Source organism: Micromonospora sp. WMMD730, assembly GCF_049178955.1.
Taxonomy (GTDB): domain Bacteria; phylum Actinomycetota; class Actinomycetes; order Mycobacteriales; family Micromonosporaceae; genus Micromonospora; species Micromonospora wenchangensis.
The window spans coordinates 6,183,953-6,205,542 of the sequence record NZ_JBMHML010000002.1 but is presented as its reverse complement, the minus strand read 5'-3'; the positions used below and the strand labels follow the sequence as shown (position 1 = coordinate 6,205,542).

Sequence of the window (21,590 nt, the reverse complement as noted above, 5' to 3'; positions counted from 1 at the left end):
TGGCTGAGCTTATCTTTCAGGAGGTTATCAAGGGGATACAGGCTGGCAAGACTCTCGCCTTTCTGGAAATAAACAAAGATGGGTCAATTGAAGTAAGTGCTTTGATTGTCGACAAGATACTATCTCGGGTGTCGTCCGGCAGGAACGGCTAACCCGATGGGCTGGATGAGTGCTGAACGTGAAGAGATGCAGGCCACCGTGATCGAGGAATTTCCCGCTTCCAATGCTCTGCTGGGAATTGTGAAAATCACGATTCGCCCGGTTCCCAGCACGCCTTCAGGTGGTGTTCCTGTCACTCGTACCAGGATCTCAATAAGCAGCGAAAACCACGACACGGAAGTCGCTGAACTTGATGATCAAGCCACGAGCTTGCTGGCTAATGTGTTGCTGAAGGACGGGAATTCGCTTCCGACGAACGGCCATTCTAGCGCTCTCTATCGATGTGTTCAGAAAGTATGGAGCCCTTTCTGGGTGCTCATTAAGGGAGGGCTTGTGGGTCGACAGCAGCGCGTGCTCCTTGACGGTAAAGGCGAGTGGTGGAGATTTCAGGGCCAAGTAACTCGTTTCCTGAGGCGTAAGGGAGTTGCTGTGGCGCGTGCGCGAGAGGGTGGCGGTGACGATGCCTGACACTCGACCCGCCCGTCGTCGCGTTGCGAAGGGGACTCCTTCTTTCGAAATTCCATGGGAGTTCGAAGATCTCCCACGCGCGCAACAAGCAGCCTTGGTTGAGCATTTTCGTATAGAGGATTCCCGCGCTCGTTCTCATCAGAGGTTGATGGATCGAGGTGACCTTATCGCGAGATATTTGGGATACTTGTGTGCGCTCGCCTCCGTCTTTATCTTGGCTGAATTGGCGCGTGACTACGTCAGGTCAGACGCAGCCATGCAGGGCGCCGCCTTAATGATTTCAGGAGCAGTTTCCCTCGTCGGAATTTTCGTTACGGGGCGCATAATTCGTGCTAGGGGCCCCCGGAATCCGCCCCAATGAACAGACTTATGGTCCGCTGACGAACGGCTTCGGTGGGCTGGTAACTAGGGATGTCGTCGACAGCTTCCAGGAGTTGCGAGGTGCCGTGCACGACGTAGACGCCGGGGTTCTCGGCGAGAACGCCTTGGCCCAGTCGCATCGCATGACCTGACGGGTCAGGACGACGGGGCGGCCGTGCTGGAGGGCGAGCCTGGCCTGGATTCGTGCTCCGCTGGTCTCCCCTGCCTCGATGACGACAGTCGCGACGGCATATCCGCTCATGACGGCGTTGCGCATGGGGAAGCTCTGCCGGCTCGGTGGGGCGTCGGGCCAGAACTGGGAGATCACCAGCCCTACGTCGGCGATGTGGTCGTGGAGGCGTCTGTTGTCTGCCGGGAAGTAGCGGCGGACGCCGGTGCCGATGACCGCGACGGTGAGCCCCCTGCCTCCAACGTGGCGGAATGAGCAGCGGTGTCGATGCCGCTGGCGAGCCCGCTGACCACGGTCACCCCACGCGCCGCGAGGGTGGTGGCGACTGCCCGGGCGATCCGTAGCCCGTCACTGCTCGCCCTGCGGCTGCCGACGACGGCCACCGCCCGGTCATGCACCCGAAGGTCGCCTCGGCTGAACAGCAGCGGCGGCATCTCCCGGATGCCGAGCAGCTGGGCCGGGTAGGTGGCGTCGAAGAAGGCGTTGCTCGCCTTCGACGTCCGCTCCTGGGTCAACTTCCTGACCAGCCTCAAGGCCGACCCGGCAAGCTGACAGCCTTGGGCTCACGCTCTCCCGGCTCGCGGCGGCTTCAGCCTGCGGTCGCTATGGAGCAGCTCTGAGGGTGGTTCGCCGGCTAAGGCTTCGCGGGTGGCTGCGGGGTGGCTTCCGCCGAGAGTTCTTCCGAGTTCAGCCTGCATTCCGTCTCCCAGTAGAGACGGATCTTCCTCAAGCAATGCCGTGATGGCAGACCAAAGTTGCTCCGCGGTGAGCGCCTCCACCATGCTGCCCACCCCCAGAAGACCGTTGACGTCTTCGATGTGGGCTTCCCGGAGGATTCTTAGCTGCTCCTCGCTGTAGAGCCGAGTCACAAGGGCCGCAAGGAAGCGGTTGCGCGCTTCCTTGGTGCTGATACCAGCCTGGCATGCCTGGAGAGCGGCGACAACTTCTTGCCTCTCGTTCGAAGGTGCTGGCTCTGTCATTGCGGACTGTTCGGCACCTCCGTCCGGTTGTCCGGGCATGCGGGACTTGAGCCGACTCCATCCCGACATCACAGCCGGTGCCGCCTGCTCGGCTAGCCATCTCGCCAGGTGCGGCCTGGCTTTGTCCGCGGCTGCGGTGGCGCCGGCGATAAGTAGGTCACCGAGCAGGCCGATTGCGTGGTCCGACAGCGACGGCTCCTCGCGTTTCACCGGTCCGCCTGAGGGGCTCGATCCCATGTGGTAAACGAACACCACCGGCGGATCGTCGTCCTCGTCCTCGTCCTCGTCCTCGTCGTCGATGTCGCTCAGTGTGACCTGGCCGAGCTTGTTAGTTTTGTCTTCGCGAGTCAGAGGGCTGTAACCGCCGGGCTTCTTCTGCGACTTCGAGAGATGTGATCCGTCGTCGTACTCAACCCACATCTTTTTCTTGGGCATTCGCCACCATCCCGGAAGTGATTCATAGTCGCATTTTAGTGCCAGGAAGCACCGCTGTCTTGGTTCGACGGCCGCTCATGAGCCAGCTTCCCGACTCCAAGACCGACCCGGTACGTTAGGGCGTCTCCTCCTCGACCAGCACCCACACCTGCTTGAGGGGTAGCTCCGCGCGAAGCTCGTCCGGAAGTTGGAGGTAGTTTCGGCACACGGCGTCGATGAGATCGTCGGCGTCCCAAACGCGGATGCGGAAGTGCTGGTTGATCAGCAACGCGCGGGCGTTCCCGTTGATGCCACCCCAGGCCACAAGCAACGCCTGATCCGCACCGTGGCTACCCAAGGCGCCCTGTAGCTTCTGCACCACGTCGACGCCGACCGGGTTGGCGTCGCTCTTGACTTGAACGACTAAGCGGGGGCTGTCCAGGCCGAACGGCCCCCGGCCGGCGAAGACATCTACGCCTCCGTCGCTGGATGCCTTCGTCACCGTGCAGGTGAAACCCTCCGCAGTGAGCACAGCGGCGGCCAGGTGTTCGAGTTTGTGCCCGGCGTAGTGTTCGATCACCGTGCTGGTGATGCGGTCGCGCGCGTAGCGCTCCACATCGACAGCCGGTGAGGCGTCTGCCTCAACATCGCCCGCTTGGGGCACGTCGGGCGCGACTGGTGCCGCCTTGCCAAGGGTGGGCCGAGCGCCAGGGTCATGGCCTGACTCCAACACCTTGGCCATACGCCAGGCGCCATCGTTGCGGCTGACCTCACAGATGGTGAGAAACGCGCCGAGTGTGTAGAGCAGATCCTGCTTGATCGCGGTTCTGGGCACATCCGTACGCAGCCATTGCACCGGTCGGACGTGACGTCGCTCCGGGTCCGGATCGGACAGATACTGGTAGCCACCTACTACTTTGCCAATGGCAATCTGACCAGTCATCTTCATGGGCAACACGACGATGTCACCCACCGCTATGCGCTCCCGTAGCGCCCACAACTGGCCTGTGTAGTTGGCCACCAGGTTTGCCTTGGCCTCGGGAAAACCAGCTCGCACAAGGTCGCCCACCGACTCCCGGGTAGTTGCCTTCGTGAGGTCGTTGACTTCCCTGAACCCGCCTCCGGCGACCTGGTTGTCGAGGGCCCAGCTCACGCGCTCGCCATGCCGACCCGCTCGCACCAGCCATACCCGTGGAGTCGCCGTAGCCATCAGTTTTCCTTACTGGTTTCGTTCGCTCAGAAGAGGGCGTCGGGGAGGGGGAACAGGCCGTCGTCAGATGCGGACCCCATCGCCGCCGGGGCCGCCTCGGACCTGGCGCGCGGTACGGCCTTGGTCCTCTTCTGCGACCTGCGGCGGGTGGTGGCCTGGTGGGGCTTCTCCTGCTCGTGGCGCTGGTGGTTGAGTTCGAGGAGTAGATCCAGCACGTCGACCTGGACGGTCGGGGCGATGGTGAACCGGGTGCCCTGGCGGGTCTGGTGGAAACCGTGCCCCAACGTGAGGTCGAAGCCGTACGCCTCGGCCACCGCCTCGTCAATCTCGACGTGGATGTCCCGCAGGCGTTGGATGTCGGCGCTGGTGACCTGCTCGTCGTGGACCAGGTTGTAGAGCTTCGTCAGCCCCAACTCCCGCCCCAGCATCACCGACCGTCGATTCGAATCCAACTCCGCCCCGACCCGCTCCATCCGCTCGGTCGGTTCCGGCTGAGGAAACGTCTCGAACCCGTCCGATGGGGTGTAGCGGGGGTCAGACCGGAGGCTTGACTCTCCCTTTGTTGTCCACCATGAGAAGTGGAAGTTGCTAGATAAAAGGGTGAGCATCAGGTTTTGCTCTGTGGTGAAGACGACTGTTGCTTCGCTGATGACCTGCCCAGTTGGCACGAATACCGGTAGTCCAGTCTTGCTGACTCGGGCGATGACAAGCACCCGATCGAGTCCTTCAAGCGCCGAGTACAGGGCCGGAGCACGCTCTGCGAATTGCCACCATCTTTCTCGCCGTGCTACTCGATTGTTGGTGGCTCGGAAAGGCTTGACGTCCCGTTCGACGATGGCGAAGCAGTCGGGGTATTCCTGGGCGCGTTCGAGTGACCAGTTATGGAAGTTGATGACCCAGCGGCGCGCGGAGCAGTCGGGCCTGCCGTTCAGGTCCTCCCCGTTGAGATAGGGAAAGAGGACATCCTTGTTGCGCGGGTCCTTGGCGATCAGCGCCTGCGCCTGCTCGGGTTCGAGCAGAAACCCGTTTCCCAGGACGTAGGAGCCGATGTATGACTGACCAGCGTTGGCGGCCAGGCGGTACGGGTTACCGGTGACGCGAGAGCGGGCGTCCAGTGACGGGGTGATGCCCGGCACCTGGTTGCCGTCCAGGATCGGCTGCTCGTCGGCGGCGGCGTGGCCGACCCAGAGTAGGGAGACCTCCAGCGAGGCAGTGCCCGGCCAGGGCTGGGACTTGTTCGCCCGGTAAACCGTCCAGCCCATGTCAACAGCCTGGTCGAGGCCGACCTCCCGGGTGTCGCCCTGGGCGATCGTGTTGGTGGCGATGATGCCCACCCGCCCCTTGCCGGTGACGCTGAGGTTGCGCAGCAGGAAGTAGGAGCAGAGATCCGCGCTGCCCCGCTTCCCCCGGCCGACCCGCTCGACCAGGTATTCGCGGACGTCTGGCCCGATCGCACCGGTCAGGCGCTGGCCGCCGACGAACGGTGGGTTGCCGATGACGGCGTCGAAGCCGGCCCGGTTGACCACCTCGGGAAACTCCAACGGCCAGTGCAGCGGCCGGATCGGCTCCGGTCGGGAACCGCGCAGCCACCCGGCGACCGTCAGGGTGACCCGCTGCTCCAAATCCGCGTCGTACGGCCCGTCGAGCAGGCCGTACACGTCGTCGCTGATGGCGAGCAGACGGCCGTCGTACTTCGTCTCGGGGTCGTCGGTGTCGTCCTCCGGATCCCACGGTCGGCGCTGGGGGCGGACGGCGGTGGACAGCGCCGCGCCGACCACCGCGTCGGCGGCCAGCCGCAGCCCGTGGCCGAGCTGCTCGACCTGGGCGAGCGTGGCGGCCTTGTCGGCGGCGTCCCGGGTGTCCTCGACGACGGTCGCACCGATCGACTCGCGCAGCGCGGTCATCTCGTCGACCGTCCGGTGCAGCCGGTCGACCAGGTCGCCGAAGAGGCGGCTGTGCTGGAAACGCCCCATCTGCGGGTCGAGGTGGAAGGCGGTGAGCTGGTCGACGGAGGTGATGCCGACCAGTGAGTCGCCGCACCGCAGTGCGTGGTCGAGGAAGCCGAAGGGTTTCCCCTTGGCCAGGGTCACCAGCCACAGCGACAGCTTCGCCAGCTCCACCGCCATGTCGTCCCGGTCCACCCCGTATATGCACCGGGCGGCGACCAGGCGACGGGCCGCGAGCAGCAGATCCTCCTGGTCCGGGTTGCCGTTGGCCAGGTCGGCGAACTCGGCGGGGAGCCCGTCGCGCCGCCAGGCGCGCACCAGCACCTCGGCGAGGTAGCGGCAGGCCGCCACCAGGAACGCCCCGGAGCCCATCGCCGGGTCGAGCACCTTGAGCCGCAGCAGCTCGTCGGCGGTCCTGGGCTGCCACAGCTTCTCGTCGGTGACGCCCTGCGCCGGGCCGGGGGAGAAGCAGAGTGGGGCGAGGGTGTGCCTGACGACCTCCTCGGCCAGCGGGCGCGGGGTGTAGTGGGTGCCGGTGTTCCGCCGGTCGCCGGCCTGGGTGAACAGCACCGAGTTGGCGGGAAAGACGGTGGGCAGCTCACGCAGGTCGGTGCGGAGCAGGCCCCAGAACGGGCGTACCCGATCGGTCAGGTCGGCGTCGTTGTCGCAGGCCGCGTGCAGCGCGGCGAGCTGGTGCGGCGCGGGCGTCGCGGCCAGGGCCTTCGCCACCTGCCGGACGGTGAGGTCGCAGCGGGCGACCAGCCAGACCCGCAGCTCCGCCTCGCCCCGGGCGGCGGCGGCCTCCAACTCGGCAAGTGGCAGCTCCGGCTCACGCTTGCCGAGCAGACCGACGTACGGCTCCCGCACCCGCACGCAGGAGAACTCCAGCAGGCCCTCATAGACGTGGCCGAGCTGCTCGACGCCCAGGCTGGAATAGCTGAGCTGCTCGGCGGCTCGGCCCTGGTGCCGCAGCACCAGCAGGGCGTCCAGCATCTCGTGCACCACCCGGTCGGTGACCGCCGCGTCGACCAGCCAGGGAAACCGCCCCGGGTCGAACAACGAACCGCCGTGGGCGGGAATCCGCAGGTCGGGGTGCTCGCAGCCGTCGTACACCGCAGCGAAGAGGGCGAGCAGCCGGGGCCAGGCGGCGGTACGACGGTCGCCGACCTCGTCGCCGTGCAGGTCACGGACCGCGCCGAGCTGACCGTGCAGGGTGGAGGCGGCATACGCCCGCGCGTAGAGCGGATCGGCCACCGGCAGCAGCCGCTGTTCCTCGGCATAGAGCAGGAAGACCAGCCGCATCAGCACGGTCAGCGAGCCCCGGTAGATCTCCCGGTGGCTGACCTTGCCGAGTAGCATCCCCTCGGACTCCCGGTCCAGCCGGGCCAGCTCGCCGACGAAGAGTTCCACCGCCCGGCGGACCTGGTCGCCCAGGGTGGTGGTGATCTGGGTGAGCGCCTCCGCGCTGCGGACGAACAACCCGGCGAGGCTGGTCGACGGACGGCCGTCGACGTCGGTCGGCGGGACGAGCACCCGGGACGCGGCGAGCAGCGTCGCGAAGCCCCGCAGCAGAGCCGGCTCCTCCAGCCAGAGGTCGGCGTCGAAGACACCCACGCCGGTGGGCTCCCCCCGCCGGGCGTGCACCAACGCCCAGTGCTGTCCGTTGGTCACCAACGCCAGCGGCACGCCGGTGTCCCGGCACACCTGGGCGGCCTGCTCGATCGCGCTCGGCCGGTCACCCCGGGCGGCGGTAAGCGAGGCATCGAAGGGCAGCCGGTGTACGTGCAACCGGGCCGCCCGGCCGCCGCCGGGTTGCGGGCCGGACAGCACCACGTCCGGCCGGAAACCGTCGACGCCGGTGACCTCGACCGGGCCGTCGGCACGGGTGCTGGCCGGATAACGCAGCAGCTCGCCGAGGATCAGCTCGACCCAGGCCGGACCGAGCAGGTCCGGGGCGTCCTGCACCTCGGCCCAGCCCCGGCGGACCCGGTCGCGTACGTCGTCCGGCACGGTGTCGAGGCCGTGCGGCAGCACCTCGACGAGCACCGGCACCGTCAGGAACGGCCCCTCCGGGCGCAGCAGGCCCAGCCACTCGGCGTGCTGCTCGTCGATGCTCAGCGCGGCCGGTCGGGGCCGTCGCGTGGGCGGTCCAACCGACCGGTGGCCGGTGCCGGCACGGCGGGACGTTCCTCGGGACTGGCGGGGGATGGCGGGCATCAGCGGGCACCTCGGGCCAGGGACGCGGGGACCAGGAAGGTGACGGCGGCCGGGAACCAGCGGGGCGTCGGGTCGGCGTAGCGGCGGCGCAGTGCGTCGCTCTCCCGCTCGCGTTGCGCCGGGATGTCGCGCAGTCGGGCCTGGAGCGCATCCCGGTCGGCGTGCAACTGGTCGCGCTCGACAGTGAACAGGGTGGGCTGCTCCCAGTGGGGCTCGTCGGCGAGCTTGCTGCGGATCGAGGTCTCCAGCTCGGTCAACACCGCGCCGATCGCGGTGACCTCTTCCTCGCAACGTCGGGCGAGCAGCCCGCGCAGACTGCGGGCACGCTGGTCGGCACGGGTGCCGAGAGCCCGGCCCAGGGCGTCGGCGAGGGTCGGCCACAGCTCGGTCAGGCTCTGCCGGACCTGCTCGGCGGGGACCTCGTCGGTCGCGGCGGCGAGCAGCGCCTCCAACTCTTCCTGGCGGGCCCGGGTGAGTTTGCCACCCTCGATCGGGCCTCCGGCGGTGACGATCTCCTCATGCAACCGGGTGCCCTCCGCGCCGGTGACCACCACCCGACCGTGGGCGACCAACGCCGGTGTACGCAGCAGGTCACCCGGCACCACCCGGGCGGTGACCCGGCTCAGCTTCGCGTCGCCCGACCCGGCCCCACCCCGGGCCTGCGCCCACAGCTCGGCCCGGAGCAGACGCAGACACATCTGCACCAACTGGTGCCCGAGGTGCATGAGCACCACGTCCGTGCGCCCCACCGCCGCGTCCGGATCGAAGGTGATCGGCCGTTCCCGGCCGGTGACCGGGTGCAGCAGACCGTCGTTGCGGGCAGTGGCCCAGGCGCCGGGCAGCTCGGGCAGCCGGAACCAGGCACCCGACGCGCCTGCCGGGGTCGGCGCGTCGAGCAGGTCCCGGCGGTGGGCCAGCCGCAGCCCGGTCCGGACGACCCGTTCCACGGTGGCCGGGGTGAGGTTCAGCTCCGCCCGGCTCCCCTTCAGCGTGTCGGTGAGCCGTTGCAGGTCCCGGGCCAGGTCCCGTTCCACCCGCAGCCGGGCCCGGCTGGCCCGCCTGTCGATCTCGACGTCGGTGACCCGCCAGTCGGTCTGCCTGCCGGTCATCTTCTGCTCGACCTGGGCGGCGATCACCTCACCCGCGCTGCCCAGGTCGGTGCGGATCGCCTCGACCTTCTCCACCGCCAGCCGCAGGAACGCCAGCTCGTCCTCCAACGAACCGGTGGTGTAGTCGACCTGCTGCCACCCGGCCGGCACGAAGTGCAGCACCTCCACCCGGGCGGCGCGCTGACCGTGCCGGTCGATCCGGCCGTTGCGCTGCTCGAGACGGTTGGGATTCCAGGGGATCTCCCAGTGCAATAGTCGGTGACAGTGCCGTTGCAGGTTGATGCCCTCGCTGGCGGCGTCCGTGGCGAGCAGGACCCGCACGTCGTCGAGGTCGGGATGCTCGGTGAAGACGTTCTTGACGTGTTCGCGCTCGTCGGGGTCCTGCCCGCCGTAGAGCAGCGCGATCCGCTCCGGTGGATAGCCGGCGCTGAGCAGCCGCTCGTGCAACCAACGCTGGGTGTCGCGGTACTCGGTGAAGATGATCACCCGCTCGGCCGACCACTCACCGTCGGGTCGCACGATTGGGTCCAGCCAGCGGTGCAGCGCGGCGAGCTTGGCGTCCGGCCGGTCCTGCGCCGAACGCGCCCAGGTGCGCAGCTCACCCAGGAGTTCCCGCTCCTCGGCCGACAGCGGGGCCGCGTAGTGCCGGACGGTGGTCAGGGCATCCGCCTCGGCACTGCCGTAGGCGGCGTCGTCCTCGGCCGTCTCGGCCAGCCGGTCGATCACCGGTTGTAGGACCTTCTCGCCGGCTGCCCGGTCCGCCCCACGCACCGGGTCACCGGGAGGGGCGGCGTCCCGGGTGGTCATCGTCGCCAGGTGGGTTTCCACCGTCTCGGCGAAGGCCTTCGGCGACGAGAAGAGCCGGCGCTTGAGCAGAGTGGTGACGAAGTCGGCGGCGATCTCACCGGCCCGGCCGTCGGCGTTCGCCCGGCGGCTCGCCGCATAGCGGCTGAGCTGGGCGTGGGCGTGCCGCTCGGCAGCCGGGTAGTCGACCTCCAGATAGCCCAGGTGCCGCACCGGGAACCGGGGAGTGCCGTCCCATTTCGGCGGCAGTTCGCTCTTGAGCCGCCGCACCATCACCCGGGCCAACTGCTCGTCGGTCGGCTTGACGCCCCGGGCGAACCGCTGGTCGTCGAGGAGCTCCAGCAGCGCGGTGAACGACTCGGTGAAACCGTTGTGCGGGGTGGCGGAGAGGAACAGCCGATGCTCGCAGTGCGGGGCGAGCGCCCGGATCGCCCTCGTACGCTGCGAATCCACCGCGTACCGACCCCGGCCGGACGGCGCGCAGGTGTGCACCTCGTCGACCACCAGCAGGTCGAAGCTGCGCGGATAGCGTGGCGTCGCCGGCAGCACCTCGCGTAGCAACCGCATCGGCCGGTCCCGCTTGAGCCAGTCCACGCTGACGATCAACCGAGGGTAGTGCGTCCACGGGTTGGTGTAGAGCCCCCGGGCGCGACGCAGCTCCCGCAGCAGGGCCGCATCGACGATGCGGAAGTCGAGACCGAACTTGTCGCGCATCTCGTCGCGCCACTGCCGGGTCAGCCCGGCCGGGCAGACGATCATCATGGTGCGGGCCCGGTGCCGCAGCATCAGCTCCTGCATCACCAGCCCGGCCTCGATGGTCTTGCCGAGGCCGACGTCGTCGGCGATCAACAGGTTGGTCCGCGGCATCGACAGCGCCCGGACCACCGGGTCGAGCTGGTAGTCCTCGATCTCGATGCCGGAGCGGAACGGAGCTTGGAGGGCGGTCCGGTCGGCCGAGGCGATGGCACCCCAACGCACTGCATCCAGGAACGCCGCCAACTGACCGGGATCGTCGAATCCGTGCCGAGGGTCCGGCAGGGTCGCGCTGTCGTGCACCCGCCGCCCCGGCTCCAATTCCCAGACCACCCGCAACTCCTCGTCGCGGGCGTCGTCCTCGACGCTGACCAGGGTGGCCAGGTGCGGGGCCATACCGGTGAAGACGTGCGGGTCGCCGCTGGTCACCTCGCTACGGACCACGTCGGCGACGACCCAGCGCCGGCTGCGTACCGTGACGAGCTGGCCTGGAGCCGGAGGGCTGTCGATCGCCGTGGTCATCCGGCTCGAACCATCGGTGTGCTCCTTCGGCCCGTGTGGGCGTCGTCCCTGATCCGTCGAGCGTTCCGGGGATGTAGGCGCTCAGAGGGCAGACAGGAACCACAATCTACGTTGGACGTACGTATGATCCACATGGGACTCGTCGGCTTGTCGGTTCGATCGGCTAGCCGACAGACACTGCCCGACGCCTACCGATTTCCGTAGGTTGGTCAGCACCGCGCAGCCAGGAGGTTGGATGTCCCACGCCCGCATCCGGATCGACTTCACCCCCCTTGCCGACGACGACGAGTTCGTCCTCGGGGAGCTGACCGAGGAACTGGCGGACGACCTCCGCGAGGTCGGCGAGGTCGAGCGCGTCGAGCGGCCGGTGACCGATCCGGAGGCGAAGGGCGTGGCCGAGTTGGCGCTCGGCGTCGTCACCGTGCTGGCGGGCACCGACCCCGGTTATGTGCAGGCGCTCGTCGACGTGGTGCTGGCGTTCCTGCAACGGCATACCGGGCGCCGGGTGCACCTGCGGGTCGGTGACATCGAGCTGACCATCGACCGGCCCACCCACGGCCAGACCGACGAACTGATCGCTACGGTGCGGGCGGCGATCGAACGGACCCGCCCCTGATGGGCAGGCACGCCCTGCTGCTCGGCACGGCCACCTGCCACGTCGACCGTGAACTCGCGCCCCTGCCCTCGGTACGCCAGGACGTGGCGCAGCTCAAGGCGTTGCTGGACGGCGCGGGTGAGTTCGACTCCGTACGCACGGAAGTGGACCTGCCGGCGACGCACCTGCGACAGATCGTCGAGGAGTTCTACGGCGCGCGAAGCCGGGGCGACCTGGCGCTGCTCTACTACTCCGGCCACGGCGTGCTGCACGGCGACGGGCAGTCGCTGTTCCTGGCCGCGAGCGACACGGCCAGTGGGCAGTTGCACGCGACCGCGTTCGACACCGACGGCACCCTGCGGCACCTGCTCAACAACACCAGGGCCGCGCAGAAGGTGGTGCTGCTCGACTGCTGCTTCTCCGGAGCGTTCACCGCCCGCAACCGTTTCCAGGGCGGCGTACGCGAGGAGCCACGCCGTCTCAAGCGGGAGCGTGGCACTTTCATCCTGACCTCCAGCACCCACCTGAAGGCGTCGAAGGCACAGGGGCCGGACCGTCCGTCGGTCTTCACCGAGGTGCTTCTCGACGGTCTGCGGGGTGCGGCCGAAGGGCCGTCCGACGACGGTTGGATCACCAGCAACGACCTGTCCCGCTGGGCCCTGACCGAGATGGCCCGGCGTCGTCAGCACACCCCGGTCGAGTCGAGCGAGGGCGTCACCGAGCCGATCAGGTTGGTCGCGGCACCGGGTTCCGCCGCCGAGGCGAGGCAGGCCACCGCCGTCACGGCGAGCCCGGCGGACGAGGCGCCGTTCGACACGGACCAGTGGCGTCGCCTGGTCACCTACTACGTCAACTGCATGCAGCGGTCGACCGTGCTGCAGTCGTTCATCGACCCGCAGGCGACCGGGACGTACGTGGCGGCCCCTCCGGGACGCGAGGCCGTTTTCACCTCGCAGACCCCTGTCCAGCTGGGCGGCACGGCGGCCAGACTCGCCGGCCGGGCCCGCGCCGACGGCCGGGAGGTGCAGTACGGCTATCCGGTCGTCGTCGTCAGGCCGGCCCGGCAGAAGCGACCCCGGCTCGCACCGCTCCTGGTCTGTGATGCCACCGTCGGCGCGGACGACGTCCTGCACGCCTCCTTCCCACCCCGTCCCAGCGCCGCCCTCATCGACCTGCTCCAGCTCTCCGAGGTGGAGGCCGACGAGTTGGTGCAGCGCGTCGAGCAGGCTTTCGTGCCGGGTGACCCGACGTCCCTCACCGCCACCGTCGACGTGCTCGTGCAGACGTTCGGGTTGCGTCCGGTGACGGAGGTGGATCCGGCGACGCTCGGCGGCACCATCCGGCCGGGACCGCTCAACGGGGTGCAGAACGCCGCGATCCTATACACCGTCGACGCCGCTGACTCACCGCAGCGGCAGCTCGTCGACGACCTGCGCGGCATGATCAAGAACCCGAGGCTCATCGCGGGGACGGCGCTGGGTGCGTTGGCATTCAGCCCGGACGAGGCAGCCACACCGCCGGTCGTGACGGTGGCGACGAGCGTGGTGAACGAGGCGCAGGAAGAGATCATCCAGGCGGCGATGTCGCAGCCGTTGACCGTGGCCCAGGGGCCGCCCGGCACCGGTAAGAGTCAGCTCGTCACCGCCCTACTGGCCACCGCCACCGCCGCCGGGCAGAGCGTGCTGATCGGGTCCACCAGCAACCAGGCCGTCGACTCGGTGCTCCACCGGGTGACCGACATGGTCGGCCCGGGCCTGCTGATGCGGACGGGCAACCAGGAACACCGTCAGCAGGAGCCGAAGCACCTCGCCGACATCATGGCCGCCTATCCGACGGTGGATCGGTCGACCCCGCCCGACGACCGGACGCCGTTGCGCGAGTTGGGGATGCTGGCCGAGGAGGCCACCCGCCTGCGCGCCACGTTGGACGAGCGGCGGTTGCTCGAACGCGACCTCGCGGACCTGGCCGCCGAGCGCGGTGCCGACCGGGTTGGCGTGGAGGCCGGCCTCGGCACGGTCCCGCTGCCAGCCGACGACACGGCGCTGGCGCAACTTGTCCGAATGACCGATCGGGCGCTCGCCAGCAGGTGGTTCGGCTGGTGGTACCGGTGGCGGCTGCGGCCGTACCGGGTCGTCGACCGGCACGGTGTCGAGGCGCTCGCCGAGCAGGCGGTGTTCGAACTGCGTTGGCGGGATAGCCTGCGGCGACTGGCCGGGCTGCCCGACGCCGACGTCACCTGGCGGCGGCTCGTCGACCTGATCGGCACCACCCGGCCCGCCCTCAGCATCGATCTGCTGCGGGCGCAGATCGCCCGCCGGGTGGCTGCGGGTGCCCGCCTGCTACAGGACCGGGCCGACGAGATGGCCCGGCCACAGTCGGACAGCTGGGCCTATTTTCCGGAGCTGCTGCGGGTGCTGCCCGGCTGGGCGGTGACCGCCCTGTCGGCCCGGCGGTTGAAGAGAAGCCCTGCGTTGTACGACCTGGTGGTGATCGACGAGGCGGCGCAGTGCACCATCCCCGCAGTCCTGCCCATGCTCTACCGCGCCAAGCGGGCCCTGATCATCGGCGATCCACGTCAGCTCGCGCCGGTCGTCGACCTGCCCGAGGCCGACGATGTCACCGAGCGGGCCCGGGCCGAGTTGAGCACCGGTTGGCTGACCTCTCGCCGGCTGACCTATACCGCTCATTCCGCCTACGACGCGTTCGCCGCCGCAGCGAAGTCCACGCACCTGCTCGACGAGCACTACCGGTGCCACCCGGACATCGTCAACGTGCCGAACCGGGAGGTCTACCAGGGCCGGCTCACGGTGCTGACCGATCCGGCCCGGCTGGCAGCGCCGGCCGATCCGGCGGTGCGGTGGCGCGACGTTCCCGGACGGTACAGCCCGGGAGCGACCGGGTCCGGGTACAACCAGGTCGAGCTCGACGCGGTCGTCACCGAGGTGAGGGACCTGCGGGGGGCGTACCCGGACGTCTCGATCGGGGTGGTCACGCCGTTGGCCGCGCACCAGCGTCGACTGTCGGCGGCCCTGAACGCCGCCGGCCTCACCGACAACCTGCTCTGCGCGACGATCCACAAGTTCCAGGGCAGCGAACGGGACATCATGGTCGTGTCGCCGATCGGGGCGCACGGGGTGCCGGACCGTACCCGGGGCTGGCTGGTCCACCAGACCAACCTGTGGAACGTGGCCATCACCCGGGCCCGGTCCCAGCTCGTGGTGGTCGGTGACCGGTCGTGGTGGTCGGCGCAACGGGGTCTGCTGACCGCTCTGGCGCTGGGCGGCGATGCTACCGGCACCCGGTCGGACGTGGATTCCGTAGCGGCGGACCGGCTCCACCGCGCCCTCCGGCAGGTGGGACTCACCGTGCGGCGCGACGTCCCCGTGGCCGGGCAGACCGTCGACATCGTGGTGCGGCGCGAAAGTGTCGAGCTGGCGGTGGTAGTCGACGATCCGGCTGGCGATCCCGAAGGGCGCGAGCTGCGTAAGGTGCTCGCCCGGCTCGACGTCACCGGCGGGTCCCACCCCGTACGCCGGGTGCCCGCGTGGCGGTGCCTGGCCGAACCGGAGCAGGTGGCGGCGGAGCTGGCCGACGCCCTGTTGCTGTCGGCGCGGGAGCGGAACGGCGAATAGGCCTGCTCCTTCCCGCAGGAGGGGCGGCAACCGACCTGACGGCACCGGAAGGACCATCGGGGTCCTTCCGGTGCCGGACCGTCAGGTCCTGATCAGGGTCACCTGCACCGTCTCGCCTGGGCTCTGACCTGCCGTGTTGGTGAACCCGACAGTGAACGTCACGTCCAGCCGACCGGTCTTGACCAGGGTCTGCCGGTACGCGGGCGCGACCGTCACGGTCACCGTCACGGTGTTCGCCTTCGCCACCTGCCGGCTGACCGTCGCCACCTTCTCCCCGCTGAGGGTGAGGGTGCCGGCGGTGTTGACCGTCGCGGTGAGCGTCGCCGTTCCCGAGACGGGGTCGGCCTGCACCGAGTCGATCCGTACGGTCGGGGCCGGGGCCGGGGTCGCCGGGTCGACCGTACCGACGATCGGCTTGGACAGCGTCGACTGCCCGGACGAGTCGACGACCATCGCCTGGAATTTGACCTGCTTGCCGGCGTCCTTCGCCGCCGGTGTCCAGTCGAACAGGTAGGGGGCGGTGGTGCTGGTGCCGACCAGGGTGCCGTTGACGAACAGGCTCGTCGAGGCGATGGCGAAGTCGTCGGTGCCCCGGACCAGCGGGTGCACCGTCGACCCGACCTGGAGCACCGCGCCGCGTCCCGGGTCGGCCAGTTCGGCCGTGGGGGCGGCGTCGGCGACCCGACCCACCGTGGTCGGCACCGCCGGTGGCGGGGTCGGCCGGCGCTTGGTGACGGTGACCGTGGCCGCGCCGGTGCCGTCCACTCCGGAGATCGCCTCGACGCTGGTGGCCGGGACCGCCGGCCCGCCCGACACCGGCTGCCCGCTGCCGAGGTAGCTGCCGGTCAACGCGAACGGGGCGCCCTCGCGTACGGCGGTGTTGTCGGCGTTGGCGTTGTAGACGGCGAACCCGTTGCCGGTGAGCACGTTGCGGGTGCCGGTGAGCGCCCCGGCCGTCTCGGTGCCGGCGTCGGTCAGCAGGATGCCGTACGACCGCGACGGTGCGGGCGCGAAGTAGTTCCCGGTGATCCGGCTGGTGTTGACGAAACCGTCAGTCCCGCTGGTGTACGCGATGCCGGTCTGCGGGAAGCGGCTGTTCGGCTGGCCGGTGACGACGGTGTCGGTCACGTACCCGTGCTGCCTGATGCTGCTGCGGACGGTGGTCTCGGGGGTGCCGTCGCGGCCCCGCGCGCCGTCGAAGAGGATGCCGCCCGACTGGTAGCCGCTGACCACGCTGCCGGTGACTGTCACCTCGCTCTCGACGGTGCCGGTGCCCGCCCCCCGGATGATGCCGGCCTTGACGATGCCCCAGCCGTGCGGGTGCGCGGCGAGTTCCTCGTCGGTGGTCGCCACCCGCAGCGGGCCGACGACGCTGTCGGCGACCCGGCCGGCCGCGCCGAAGAACGCGATGCCCGCCTCGGCCCAGACGTCGCCGGAGGTCACGGTCACGCCGGAGAGGTCGAGGAACATCTCGTTGGTGTCGGTGGAGCCGAGCGACTGCCGGGACACGGTGATCACGTTGCCGCCGCCGTCGCGCAGGTACGGCTGGTCGCCGGCCAGGTTCCCCAGCGACGGGTCCGGCATGATGGTGACCTTGTCCGCGCCGGCCCCCTTGATCTTCAGCGGCTTGGTGATGGTCAGGCCGTTGCGGGCACCGGTCTGCACCGGGTTGGACGCGTGGTTCACCGGCGTCGACGACTCCCGGTAGACCCCCGCGCACATCACGATGGTGTCCCACGGCGAGGCGAAGTCGACGGCCCGCTGGACGGAGGTGAAGTCGGCCGTCGGGCATTGCTTGCGGTCGTCGTCGACCGTCCAGGTGGTGTTGCCCTGCGGGTTGGCCACCGGGTCGACGAGCGCGACGGTGCCCGGGGTGTTGTCGTAACCGGCGAGGTAGGTCGCCGGGTCGGGGCCGCCGAGGGCGGACGGGCCGTGACCCGCGCCGTCGGCCCGGTCGCCGTCGGACAACAGGGAAGCCCCGGCGTCGGATTCCTGGAAGCGTACGTCGGCCAGCTCGATCGAACCGGACTTCGGCAGGTCACCCACCCCGAACCGGAGTTCCAGCTTCGCCAGCGCGCCGACGTCGACGCCCTGCGCCGCGAACTCGGCCAGCGGGACCCGGATCTGGTCCAGGACGATGTGGGTGTTCGGGGTGTTCGTGCCGGTCGACATGTGCAGGGCGTTGCCCCAGCGGGGATCACCGGCGTCGACGGTCCCCTCGTGACCGGCGGCGTCGCGCAGCGCGATGACGAACCGCTGGGTGGTCGAGGCCGGGTCGTACGACGTGGGCTTCTCGTTGGGCCAGACCGGGTTCGTCGGGGTGCCGTTGACGGTGGTGTCCCGGGTGTTGTCGCCCCGGTTGTCGGCGCCCGGGTTACGGGTGTCGAAGAAGTTCACGGCGGCGCTGAGCGCCAACGCCTTCAGGTGCCGTACGTCGGCGGACGCGGCCGGGATCGCGGCGGTCAGCGACGCGGTCGAACCCGGCTCCCAGGCGAGGGTGAGCTGACGGCCGTAGGAGTGGTTGACCGGGCTGTTCTCCCGGGTGCCGTTCTGCCCGCCGGGCGCTCCCGCCGCCGGCAGCGGGCAGGGCTTGGCGGCGGTCGGCAGCCCCGTCTTGCCGAGCTGTGCCGGGGCGAAGTCCTGCGGCTCCGGGTTGCACCAGTCGTACCCGCCGGGGGTGCTCGCCGGTTTCGGGGTGACCCCGGCGGCCTGCGCGTACGGGTCGGCGAAGCCGGTGCCGGTCAGGGTGCCGCCGAGGGCGTTACGGGTCAGCGGGTTGTTGACCTCGGGCCGGATCACGTCCACCCGCTCCTGCGGGGCGGCGAAGTAGCTGGTGTTGACCCGCTCGTTGCACGGGATCGCCGTGCCGGACGGGCTGGCCGGGCAGGCCGACGCGGGGACCTGGAGCCCACCTGGGGTGTTCGCCAGCTCGCCGGTCAGGTAGGGCTGGAACGCGCCCTCGCCGCCGACGTAGCGCCGGAAGAACGCCGCCATCGTCGCCAGGCCCAGCTTCTCCTGGTCACCCATCCGTGCCGCGTCACCGGAGAACTTGGTGTTCACGGCCGGGTTCAGCGGGTCGGAGTTGTCGATCTTGTAGTTCAGGTCCGGGTCGGTGTAGCTGGCCGCGCCGCTGAGCCGCAGGTTGTTCGGGTGGATGTTGTTGGTCGCGAACGGTGCCGAGTTGCCGCAGGCGGCGTCGTTGTTGGCCTGACCGTCCGCGCCGCCGTCGGCGTACCAGACGGTGTTGTACCAGTTGTGGATCGCGCCCAGGTGCTCCACCTGGATGCGGGGGAAGGGGTCACCCGGGTTGACGTACTGGCTGCGCTCGAACAACCGCGCGCCCTGCAGGTTGGAGACGTCACCGTCGCACATCGGCAGGATCGTCAGGTACGGCATCCCGTACGGGGCCTTGCGCTCGTAGTCCACCGGGGCGAGCGAGATCACCCCGCGCAGCGGGTAGCGCGGGCCGTCGGTGCGGATGCGGTTGTAGTCGATGAAGCTCGACACCGCGTCACCGCCACGCGAGTGGCCCATCAGGCCGATGCGGGTCAGGTCGAGGCGGCCGGCGAGCGTGGTGCCGATGGTGGTGTGGGCGTCGGCCGGCAGGCCGCCGGGGCGGTTCGCCGCGCTGAGCGCGTCCAGGGTCGCGGCGATGAGCATCCGGCGGCTGTGCATGCCTTTGCCCTTGTTGCCGTCCTGCCGCATCATCAGCTGGTCCTGGGACACCGAGAAGGTGGTGTAACCCCAGGTGGCGAGGTTCTCCGCGAGGTAGGCGTAGCCGTTCTCGTTGTGCTTGAACTGGGCGCAGGTGAGCTGGGCGGTGTCCTGACCGGAGTCGCACGAGCCGTGGTTGCCGTGCACCAGGACGAGCACCGGCGACGGCGTGGTGCGTCGGGTGAAGTCAGGTGTGTACAGCTGGCCCCGGATCTCGATCCGTTCCGGGGCCTGTGCGGTCCCGGCCGTCGGGTCGGCGCCTGAGGAGTTCGGCTCCTGGATGCTGGCGAGGCCGAGTTTGGCCTCCTGGACGGCCTGGTGGCCGAAGGGGCCACGGGCCGTCGGGTCGGGCAGGTCGGTCGTGGACGCCGGGGGCGGCGTGACCGCGGTGGGTGACGCCGCGGTGGCCGGCCCCGCCAGGGCCACCGGGGCCGTCACCGCGACGATCACCGAGAGGAGCACGCGCATGCTCCTCGATGTTCGTACCTTCAAAGGTTTCTCCTCGGAGCGAGATTGAGCGTTCAACGGTCGCGAACGCTAACCAGCCCTCGTTTCTCCGAGGTTTCCGTCGACAGCCGTTTTCCGGCTGATCGAATACAGTCCTACCAGGGGATATGCGCCCACGGCGGCACTCTCGCGGCAACTCTGACACGTAGGGCCCCGGCCTTCTCCGCAGTGCGTTTCCGGGCCCCGCAAGGGGCGGGGCGTGGGCGCGATGGGGGTCGTGGACATCGGTGGAACGGGCCCCGGAGAATCGGTGCGGTCGCTGTCGGTGAGCGGAGGCTTCGCACTACCGGGGGTGACGGCTCCACGGATTACGGATGGGTTGCTAACCACCCAACGCGGTGATCAAGGGCAATTAGTGCGCCGCCGCGTGGACGCGGCCAAGGGGCGCAATACGGACAGGTGTCCGATATGCCGGCGCGATCCGCGCGATTTTTCCTGCTGAGTGACCAGACAGTGATGCAATCGAAACATGACTATTGGTGGCGAGGTCCGGAGCCGGTAGCATCCATATTCGTGACAGCCGTTGGACGGCATTGTGCCGGCGGCGTCACGAGTGGCTGTCGACCATTTGGTCGAATGCTGCCCAGGATCTGCCGGCCCCGGTACCGGGCAACTGTGGCCGAGCGGTCCGTCCCGCTTTCGGCTCGCCGCGGAGCCGTGTGAACGGTGGCCGGTGCCCCGATTCGGCCGGGCCCCGATCTGGAAACAAACATTCATGGCGGCTGCGCCAGAACGAGGGAGAAATGGTTGCCATCCGGCAGGTCTCGGCGGACCAGAACAGCGAGTTGGCCGCCTGCGTCAAAGCCTGGCGGCACCGGCTTCCGCCGGATGACCACCAGGTCGCCCGGAGGCGTCGGGGACGCCGGTCCAACGTCACCCAGGAGGAGGTCGCGGAACTGGTCGGGGTGAGCGTCGTCTGGTACAGCAACCTCGAACGCGGCGTACGCGCCAACTACTCCGACGCCTTCCTCGACGCCGTCGCCGGGGCGCTGCGACTCGACCGGCACGAGCGGGAACTGCTGTACCTCCTCGCGATCGGCCGGATGCCCTCACCCGCACCGGCCGGCGCCTCCCCGACCGTCCTCGGCACCGCCCTGCGCCAGTTCGTCGAGGGGCAACGCTGGGCGACCTACGTGCTCGACCGGTACGCGCGGGTGGTGCTGCACAACGACGTGTGCGAGTCCTACTATCCCTGGCTGCGCACCGATCCCAGCTATCCACGCTGGCTGTTCACCGACGCGGACGCCCGGCGGCGGCTGGTCAACTGGGACACCGACTGGGCGGCGCCGCTGCTCACCCAGATGCGCATCGCCCAGGCGCTGCACCCGCAGGACACCGGGATCGCCGCGCTCGTCGACGCCTGCCTTCAGACCAGTCCCGAGGCCCGTTGCCTGTGGGCCGCCCACCCCCCGTCCGGGCGTACCCTGCGGTCGCGGCGCGGCATCCGGCTGGCCAGCGACCACCGAACGACCCTGGTCGACGTGGTCACCCTCACCGACCCGAGCACGAGCGACCTGCAGATCGTGTCGCTGATCCCGGTGGCCGAAGCCGCGTAGCCGCCGTTCCCGCATCCCCTCCGCCGTCGGTGAATTGCACCCCGGCCGGTCCGGCGCGCCTGAGGTCCCCGCCGGTCACGGGCCCCAACTGTCAGTTTAGGAAAGTGGCAATTTCTGGCCGCCGTCCGCACCGCCGGGCAGGATTCTCCACGCCGCTTCCGGAGGCTTTGTGGACTCCTGCGGCCATCGATATGGACCGGAGGCGGACATGAATCCTTTCGACGATGCGGACGGCACGTTTCTGGTGCTGGTGAATGCGGAGTCGCAGCACTCGCTGTGGCCGGAATTCGCCGAGGTGCCCGCGGGCTGGACCGTGGCATGGGGGCCGGGCGATCGGGACGGGGCACTCCGGTACGTGGAGGAGAACTGGCAGGACATGCGGCCGAGAAGCCTCGCTCTCGCGATGGCTCGGGCCGATGACGCCGCCCTTCGTACCGAGTAATTGCACCCATTC

The 21,590-nt window shown here is 69.2% G+C and carries 10 protein-coding genes and 1 pseudogene; 5 read left to right on the top strand and 6 right to left on the bottom strand.

The genetic code is table 11. The features are described from left to right. Window positions 1-165 precede the first annotated feature (165 nt). Entirely contained in the window at window positions 166-627 is a 462-nt protein-coding gene (locus ACN265_RS26280) for a hypothetical protein (RefSeq protein ID WP_421410273.1), read from the top strand. Between the two features lie 367 nt (window positions 628-994). On the opposite strand, the pseudogene ACN265_RS26275 reads toward ACN265_RS26280, so the two are convergent. The 5 genes and pseudogenes from ACN265_RS26275 to drmD form a co-directional block, all read right to left on the bottom strand. Further along, window positions 995-1,611: pseudogene (locus ACN265_RS26275) on the bottom strand (DNA-processing protein DprA). Window positions 1,612-1,740: 129 nt separating this feature from the next. Further along, the gene (locus ACN265_RS26270) at window positions 1,741-2,592 is read right to left on the bottom strand and encodes a hypothetical protein (RefSeq protein WP_421410271.1); all 852 of its coding nucleotides are present in this window, start codon (window positions 2,590-2,592) and stop codon (window positions 1,741-1,743) included. Window positions 2,593-2,707: 115 nt separating this feature from the next. After that, a complete protein-coding gene (locus tag ACN265_RS26265) occupies window positions 2,708-3,724 on the bottom strand; it encodes a restriction endonuclease (RefSeq protein WP_421410270.1) in 1,017 nt (338 codons plus the stop codon). A gap of 83 nt (window positions 3,725-3,807) precedes the next feature. Beyond that, on the bottom strand, window positions 3,808-7,944 hold the full coding sequence (locus ACN265_RS26260; RefSeq protein ID WP_421410268.1) for an Eco57I restriction-modification methylase domain-containing protein: 4,137 nt from the start codon (window positions 7,942-7,944) through the stop codon (window positions 3,808-3,810). Continuing rightward, window positions 7,944-11,132, bottom strand: coding sequence for a DISARM system SNF2-like helicase DrmD (gene drmD / locus ACN265_RS26255; RefSeq protein WP_421410266.1), 3,189 nt, complete (start codon window positions 11,130-11,132; stop codon window positions 7,944-7,946). Before drmD ends, ACN265_RS26260 begins: the two co-directional genes overlap by 1 nt. A 235-nt stretch (window positions 11,133-11,367) precedes the next feature. Between drmD and ACN265_RS26250 the strand changes: the two genes are divergently transcribed. Both ACN265_RS26250 and ACN265_RS26245 read left to right on the top strand, forming a co-directional pair. Beyond that, window positions 11,368-11,748 carry a hypothetical protein gene (locus ACN265_RS26250; RefSeq protein WP_421410264.1) on the top strand — a complete coding sequence of 127 codons (381 nt, stop codon included), beginning with the start codon at window positions 11,368-11,370 and terminating at the stop codon, window positions 11,746-11,748. After that, on the top strand, window positions 11,748-15,359 hold the full coding sequence (locus ACN265_RS26245; protein ID WP_421410262.1) for an AAA domain-containing protein: 3,612 nt from the start codon (window positions 11,748-11,750) through the stop codon (window positions 15,357-15,359). Before ACN265_RS26250 ends, ACN265_RS26245 begins: the two co-directional genes overlap by 1 nt. 81 nt (window positions 15,360-15,440) lie before the next feature. On the opposite strand, the gene ACN265_RS26240 is transcribed toward ACN265_RS26245, so the two are convergent. After that, window positions 15,441-19,541, bottom strand: a complete 4,101-nt coding sequence (locus tag ACN265_RS26240) for an Ig-like domain-containing protein (RefSeq protein ID WP_421410260.1) — start codon at window positions 19,539-19,541, stop codon at window positions 15,441-15,443. Window positions 19,542-20,323: 782 nt separating this feature from the next. Between ACN265_RS26240 and ACN265_RS26235 the strand changes: the two genes are divergently transcribed. Then, entirely contained in the window at window positions 20,324-21,136 is an 813-nt protein-coding gene (locus ACN265_RS26235; protein ID WP_204927303.1) for a helix-turn-helix domain-containing protein, read from the top strand. A 208-nt stretch (window positions 21,137-21,344) separates the two neighbouring features. Next, on the top strand, window positions 21,345-21,578 hold the full coding sequence (locus ACN265_RS26230; protein ID WP_204927302.1) for an MbtH family protein: 234 nt from the start codon (window positions 21,345-21,347) through the stop codon (window positions 21,576-21,578). The last annotated feature ends 12 nt before the right edge of the window (window positions 21,579-21,590 follow it).